The sequence below is a fragment of the Paenibacillus chitinolyticus genome (genome assembly GCF_045038035.1).
Taxonomy (GTDB): domain Bacteria; phylum Bacillota; class Bacilli; order Paenibacillales; family NBRC-103111; genus Paenibacillus_F; species Paenibacillus_F chitinolyticus_A.
Genome location: NZ_CP173427.1, coordinates 3,403,373 through 3,411,359, shown reverse-complemented (window position 1 = coordinate 3,411,359; position 7,987 = coordinate 3,403,373). Strand labels below are relative to the sequence as shown.

Annotated in this window: 1 protein-coding gene; it reads left to right on the top strand. The window is 56.5% G+C overall.

The genetic code is table 11. From position 1 onward, the window contains the following. Positions 1–17: 17 nt before the first annotated feature. A complete protein-coding gene (locus tag ACI48J_RS15265; RefSeq protein WP_405079063.1) occupies positions 18–7,976 on the top strand; it encodes an amino acid adenylation domain-containing protein in 7,959 nt (2,652 codons plus the stop codon). Positions 7,977–7,987 lie beyond the last annotated feature (11 nt).

The following is a 7,987-nucleotide window of genomic DNA, read 5'->3' as shown; positions in this document are numbered from 1 at the left end:
CAGAGGGGGAGTTACGGATGAGTAAAGGGCTGGAAATTGAGAAAATGTCCCATTTGACGCCTTTACAGGAAGGCATGCTGTTTCATGCGCTGATGAATCCCGATTCGCACGCCTACCTGGAGCAGGTGAGCCTGTCCATACGCGGAGTTCTGGATATGCAGGCGCTGGAAAGGAGCTTTTGCCTTCTTGTGAAGCGGCATGAAACGCTCCGTTCGAATATGTATCACAAAAATGTCGCGAAGCCCCGGCAAATCGTATTCAAAGAACGGGAGGCTACTGTCTTTTTCGAGGATCTGACCGTGTTACCGGACAGCGAACGGAATGCCGAACTTGAAACGTTGATCCAAGCCGATAAAAATCGTCCTTTTGACATAAGCAAGGAACTGCTGGTGCGGTTAACGGTCCTTCGGACAAGCCGGGAGGAATATACGCTGCTCTTCACGTTTCACCATATTATTATGGACGGCTGGTGCATCGGCATTGTGCTGGAAGAGCTTCTCGGTTACTACGAAGCCGAAAAAAACGGACGGCAAGGGTCCCTTCCCGAGGTCCGGCCCTACAGCCTTTATGTGCAGTGGCTGCAAAAGCAGGATCAGTCGGCTGCATCGGATTACTGGCGGACACTGCTGGAAGGCGTGGAAGAACCGTCGGGATTGCCTGGCAATACCGTAATATCCGGCGGTAAAGGCTACCTGCCGTCAGAGCGGAAGTTTACGGTCGGGGCGGACACGGCCCGCCAGCTCCGCGGCATTGCGGAACGCAGCGGTGCGACGATCAGCAGCTTGTTCCTGGCCGCGTGGGCGCTCATTCTCGGGCGCTATAACCGAAGCGAGGATGTCGTTTTCGGGACTGTCGTGTCAGGCAGACCGCCGGAGATTGAAGGCATCGAGCGGATGGTGGGCTTGTTCATTAATACGGTTCCCGTGCGGATCTCGCTGCAGTCGGACAACACGTTTACCGGTTTGTTGAAGGAAGTTCAGCGGCAGACGGTTCAATCACGTGCGTACGACTATTATTCACTGGCGGAAATCCAGGCTCAATCGGCCTTGAGACAGGATCTTATCGGGCATATCGTCGTATTTGAAAATTATCCGCTGCAGGAGCTGATCGGTCAGGAGGATTTGGAAAACCGGCTCGGATTCGCTATTACGGAGGCGGGATTAGCCGAGCACACTCCTTACGATTTCAATATCGAGGTAGAAGACGGGGATGTTTTAAACATCACGCTTTCCTATAACGGACACACATACGGTGAAGCGGAAATCATGAGAATTCAGGGGCACTTGGAGACGGTTCTGGGCCAGGCCTCCAGCCAGCCGGAAAAGATCGTCTCCGAATTCACTCTTTTGTCCGAGCCGGAGCGAAAAGAACTTACGGAAGTATGGAGCGGTGCTTCGGCCTCTTATCCGGAAGGGACGTTTCATGAGCTTTTCGAGGCACAGGCGGTACAGACTCCGGTCAAAACGGCGGTCGTGTACGAAGAGACCTCACTCACCTACCGGGAGCTGAATGAGCGGGCGAATGTGCTGGCGCGTATTCTGAGAAAACAGGGCGTGAGGCCGGACAGTCCGGCCGCCGTTCTGCTTGAGCGCTCGGCCGATATGGTGACGGCAGTTCTCGCCATTCAGAAAGCGGGCGGTGCCTATATACCGATCGATCCGACTTATCCGGCAGAGCGCATTGCATACATGCTTCGCGACAGCGGTGCTCAGGTATTGCTTACCCAGGCAAAGCTAACCGGTCTGCTCCAAGGAGCCGACTATCCGGGAAGTATTCTCGATATGCAGGGCCTTCTGGAAGCCGCAGAAAATCAAGGCTTTGTAAAGCCTTTGAACGCGGAGCCGAAAGAGGCCCCCGATTCAAGTGAGGAGAAGGCCTGGCTTTCCGGCTTGAACCCGGAAGAAGCGGTGAGCAACCTTGAGCCGGTCAATAAACCCGATGACCTTGCTTATGTGATCTACACGTCCGGAACGACGGGCAATGCCAAGGGTGTAATGATCGAACACCGGCATTATGTGAACACTTCTTTCGGATACCGGTACGGGTACCGTTTGGGGGAATTTGATGTAAAACTCCTGCAGATCGCGAGTTTTTCGTTTGACGTATTTGCGGGCGATCTCGCACGGACGTTTGTGAACGGGGGAACGATGGTTATTTGTCCCCAGGAGGTGCGGATCGATCCTTCAGCGCTGGCGAGCTATCTGGAAAAACACCGGATCACGGTATTCGAATCTACGCCGGCTCTCATCTTGCCGCTTATGGAGCACGTGTACGATCACGGGACGGACATCAGCGCGATGAAGCTGCTGATCACGAGCTCCGACAGCTGCAGCGTGCACGATTACCGGACGCTGCTGTCGCGTTTTGCGGGAAGCATGCGGATCATGAACAGCTACGGTGTGACGGAAGCGTCCATCGATTCCAGCTTTTACGAGGAAGCAGCGGACAAGCTGCCGGAATCCGGCAACGTTCCAATCGGCAGGCCGCTGGGAAATCACCGCTTCTACATCGTGGATTCCGCGCTGCGGCCGGTTCCCGCCGGGGTGGCGGGCGAGCTCTGCATCGGCGGAGATTCCGTGGCTCGCGGATATCTCAACCGGCCGGAACTGACGGCGGAGAAGTTTATCCCAAGCCCGTTTACGGGAGGCGGACGTTTATACCGGACGGGAGATTTGGCCCGCTGGATGCCGGACGGAAGCGTCGATTTTATCGGCCGGATTGACTACCAGGTCAAGATCCGCGGATACCGCATCGAGCCCGGCGAGATAGAATCGGCCCTGCTGAAGCTCGAAGGAGTCGCGCAGGCCGTTGTCACCGACCGCACGGATTCAAGCGGACACAAGTATTTGTGCGCTTATGTGGCGGGCCATGCCGACGAGGCCTGGCTGCGGAAGCGGCTCGCCGCCGAGCTGCCGGGCTACATGGTTCCGGCCCATATCGTGCGGCTGGAAAGCCTGCCGCTTACGCCTAACGGCAAGATTGACCGCAAAGCGTTGCCGGCCCCCACCGGGGATCCGGCTCCGGTATCGGCTTACGCCGCACCGCGCACTTTAACGGAAGCGCAGCTCGCGGAGCTGTGGCAGGAAGTGCTCGGCGTCAAAACCGTCGGCATCGACGATTCGTTCTTCGAGCTTGGCGGGCACTCGCTCAAGGCGGTTCTGCTCATCGGCCGCATCGCCAAGCAGTTCAGCGTCGAGGTGCCGCTGCGGGAAGTTTTCGCCCATCCGACCCTGCGCGGACTGGCCCCGCTAATCGCCGGCTCGGAGGAAAGCGCCTTTGCGGACATAGAGCCGGTGGGCGAGAAGGAATACCATCCGGTATCGCCGGCTCAGAAAAGGCTGCTCATTATCGACCGTCTGGGAGACGCGGAGAGCGCCTATAACATGTGCGCCGCGTTGGAAATGACAGGTCCGCTTGACAGAGAGCGGCTGGAAGAGGCGTTCCGGACGATGATCGGCCGCCACGAGTCCCTGCGGACATCTTTTGCCGTAATCGACGGAGCCCCCGTGCAGCGTATCCACAAAGCGCTGGATTTCCGGGTTTCCTACCGCGAGCTGGACTCGAACGGGCACCGCGAAGCCCGTGCTGAAGCCGCCACGGCAATGGTAAGCGGGCTCACAGCAGAAGCCGAAGCCGTCTCAGGCGGTGCGCAAGTCGGAGCGAAGCAGCCGGATTCGGTGCTGGAATCGCTTATCGTGCCATTTATCCGCCCGTTTAATCTGGAACAGGCGCCTCTTATACGTGCGGAGCTGATCAAGCTGGAAGAAGGACGGCATTTGCTTTTGGCCGACATGCACCACATTATTACCGACGGTATCTCGATCGAAGTGTTCGTTGAGGAGTTCAGCCGTCTCTATGCCGGCGAGACGCTTCCTCCGCTCCGCATCCAGTACAAAGATTTCGCCGCGTGGCAGAACGGGCAAATCGCCCAAGGGGCGGCCGAAAAACAAGCCGCATACTGGGAGGAGCTTTTCGGCGGCGGAGAAGACGTGCCTGTTCTGGACATGCCAGCGGATTATATCCGGCCGGCGATCAAAAGCTTTGAAGGTGACAGCCTGACCTATGAAATCGACAGCCGACTGACCGCCGACTTGCACCGCTTGTGCGCCCAGACGGGGACGACCTTGTACATGGTCCTTCTCGCTGCTTTCAATACCCTGCTTCACAGATACACCGGGCAGGAAGATATTGTCGTGGGATCTCCGGTGGCGGGCCGCCCGCACCCTGATCTGGAGACGATGCTGGGAATGTTCGTCAATACGCTGCCGATGCGGAACTTTCCTTCCGCCGATAAGCCGTTTGAGCAATTTTTGAAGGAAGTAAAAGACAGAGCGCTGCATGCTTACGAAAATCAGGATATTCCGTTCGAGGAAGTCGTAGAGCGTTTGCAGCTGCGCCGTGACGTGAGCCGAAATCCGCTGTTCGATGTGATGTTCGTCCTTCAGAACACGGGCATGAACCAGTTCCAGTTCGACGGGATTACGTTCCGGCCGGTTGAGTTCGAAATGGGGATCGCGAAATTCGATCTGACGCTGAGCGTCGAAGAGTTCCCCGACAGGCTCGGCTTATCGTTCGAATATGCGGTCAAGCTGTTTAAGCGGGAAACGATCGAGAAGCTGAGTCGCCATTTCCTTAATATTCTTGAAACCGTCGTCCGCAATCCGCATGTGAATCTCGCCGATATCGAGCTGCTGACCGAAACGGAAAAACACCGGATTATCGTAGAATTTAACGATACGAAGGCCCAGTTCCCGGAAGATAAAACGATCCACGGGTGGATCGAGGAGCAGGCGGCGGAGGATCCGGACCGGATTGCCGTCGTTTTCGGCGGGAACCGGCTCACCTACGGGGAATTGGACGAGCGTGCGAACCGCCTTGCCCGTACTCTGAGGGCCAAAGGGGCGCGGACAGACGGAGTTGTCGCCATTTTGACCGAGAGATCGCCGGAAATGATGATCGGTCTCCTTGCCATCCTTAAAGCGGGCAGCGCGTATTTGCCGGTCGATCCGGCTCATCCCCGTGACCGGGTCGGCTTCATGCTGGATGACAGTGGAGCACGTATCGTGCTTACCGCATCGAAGTGGGCCGAGCGGCTGCCTGCCGGGTACGAATGTGTCCTGCTGGATGAGGAGAAGTCTTATCATGAAGATTTCAGCCCGCTGTCTTCCGAAGGAGCGGCAGGGCCCGGAAATCTGGCTTATGTCATTTACACCTCGGGCACGACCGGCAATCCGAAAGGCGTTATGATCGAACACCGGGCGCTGGTGAACCGAATTCACTGGATGCAGAAAAAATACCCGATCGGCCGCGACGATGTCATTTTGCAAAAAACGCCTTACAGCTTCGACGTATCCGTATGGGAGCTGTTCTGGTGGGGAACACAGGGCGCGCGGGTCGTATTCCTGGCTCCGGGCGGAGAGAAAGAGCCGCAGCTTATTGCGGATGAAATCAAGCGGAGCCGCGTGACCACCCTGCATTTCGTTCCTTCCATGCTGTCGGTCTTTCTTGACCATATCGAGCAAAACCGGCAGGGGGGAGATTTGGGCTCGCTCCGTTATGTTTTCGCCAGCGGGGAGGCGCTTCAGGCCCAGCATGCCAACCGGTTTGACCGGCTGATCGGAACTCCTGGCGGTGCCTTACTGGCCAATCTGTACGGTCCTACCGAAGCGACCATCGATGTGACGTATTTCGACTGCCCGTCAGGTCAGCAGCTGGAGCAGGTGCCGATCGGCAAACCGATTGACAACACGGAGCTGTTCATCGTGGACGCCAAGCATCAAATCCAGCCGGTAGGCGTACCGGGGGAACTTTGCATCGCCGGAACGGGATTGGCCAGAGGTTATCTGAATCGTTCCGAGCTGACGGCGGAGAAGTTCGTTCCGATCCCGCACCGCCCCGAGGCGAAGATGTACAAAACGGGAGATCTGGCCCGTTGGCTGCCGGACGGCAGCGTGGAATATATCGGGCGGATCGACCATCAGGTCAAAATCCGCGGCTACCGGATTGAATTGGGTGAGATCGAAGCGAGGCTTTTGAACCGGGACGAAGTAAAAGAAACGATTGTAATGGACCGGACAGACGCGAACGGGCAGAAATATTTGTGCGCCTATCTGGTTTGCGCGGAAGATGCGGAGCTGACGGTTTCCGAAATCCGCGGCGGACTCGCCGAAAGACTGCCGGATTATATGATACCCGCGCAGTTCGTTTTTCTGGATGCGATGCCACTCACAAGCAACGGCAAAATCAACCGCAGGGCCCTCCCGGAACCGGACGGTTCGGTTAGGCTGACGGCCGATTACGTCCAGCCGGAAACGGAGATGGAACACACATTGGCCGAAATCTGGCAGGACGTGTTGGGAATCAAGAAGGTGGGAGTGCGCGATAATTTCTTCGAACTGGGTGGCGATTCGATCAAAGCTTTGCAGATTGCCGCGCGTTTGAACGGCAGAGGGCTCAAAATGGAGCTGCGGGATTTGTTCCGCCATCCTCAGATCGAGCTGGTGGTTCCTTATATCCAGGTTGTGCAGCGGACAATTCCCCAAGGGATCGTCCATGGGCAGACGGAGCTTGCTCCTATTCAGCGGAGATTTTTCGAGCGTCACCATACGGACCGGCATCATTATAATCAGGCCATTATGCTGGAAAGCAAAGGCAGGCTGAACGAAGATGTGCTTCGCCAGGCCTGGGACAAGCTGACCCTGCACCACGATGCGCTCCGCACCGTATTCCGGCTTACGGAAGAAGGCGGCGTTACGGCTGAAACGCGGGACTGGAAAGAGAGAGAGACGTACGAGCTGCTAGCTTATGATCTTACTCTTGCTCGAGAACCCGGTCCAGAAATCGGGACGCTTGCGGATAAGCTGCAAAGCGGATTCGCGCTTAATCGCGGCCCGCTTGTGAAAATCGCTCTTTTCCGCACAGCCGAAAGCGACCATCTTCTGATCGTTATTCATCATCTGGTTGTCGATGGAGTTTCCTGGAGAATTCTGCTGGAAGATCTGGAAACGGCCTACGGACAAGCGCTGGACGGCCATGCCGTTTCACTTCCTGCCAAAACCGATTCCTACCGCGAGTGGGCTACCCGGCTGGCGGAATATGCGAACAGCAGCCGCGCTCAATCGGAACTGAGTTATTGGTCCGCTGTCTCATCGCAAATTCCGGATTCGCTGCCGTACGATAATAAGACATCTTCGGATAAAGTCGAAGACGGCAGAGACATTGAAATCGAGCTCGACCGCGACAGCACGGAAAAACTGCTTAAACACGCGCAGCAAGCATATAACACCGAAATTAACGATCTGCTCCTTACGGCGTTAGGGCTGTCCTTCCGAGAATGGAGCGGACTTTCCCGGATTGCCGTCAGCATCGAGGGGCACGGCCGGGAAGAAATTATGAAAGATGTGGATGTCTCCCGTACCGTCGGCTGGTTTACCGTCATGTATCCGTTTGTGCTTGATATGAGCGGTCAGGGAGACCTGGGGCATCAGATCAAACTGGTGAAGGACGGGCTGCGACGCGTACCCAACAAAGGAATCGGCTACGGCATCCTGCGTTATTTAACAGAAGGTATCCATCTTGAGGAACTCCCTTTCGCTTTCGAAGAACCGCAGATCAGTTTTAATTACCTGGGTCAATTCGACGGAGAGGGCGACGGCGGAGCAAGATTCGGGCCTTCCTCTCACCGGACAGGCGATGAAATCGGCGGCGGCAGCGAGAGACCGTTCGCTTTCGATATCAACGGGCAGGTCTCGGATGGAGTTTTCCGCTTAACCTTCAATTACAACCGTCATCAGTACCGGGACGACACGGTCGAGAAGCTGGCAGGAGGATTCAAGAAATACCTGCTGGAGCTGATCCGCCACTGCTGCGAAAAAGAGACCGCCGAGCAGAGCCCGACCGACTTTACTTACCAGAACCTGTCCATCGGACAGTTCGAGAATATGGCGGCCCAGCTGGCCGGCAAACTAAAGCTTTAAAAACCTTTGGT

Excerpts from the sequence above, each read along its gene's own strand:
- ACI48J_RS15265 (WP_405079063.1), top strand. The coding sequence starts at position 18 with ATGAGTAAAGGGCTGGAAATTGAGAAAATGTCCCATTTGACGCCTTTA.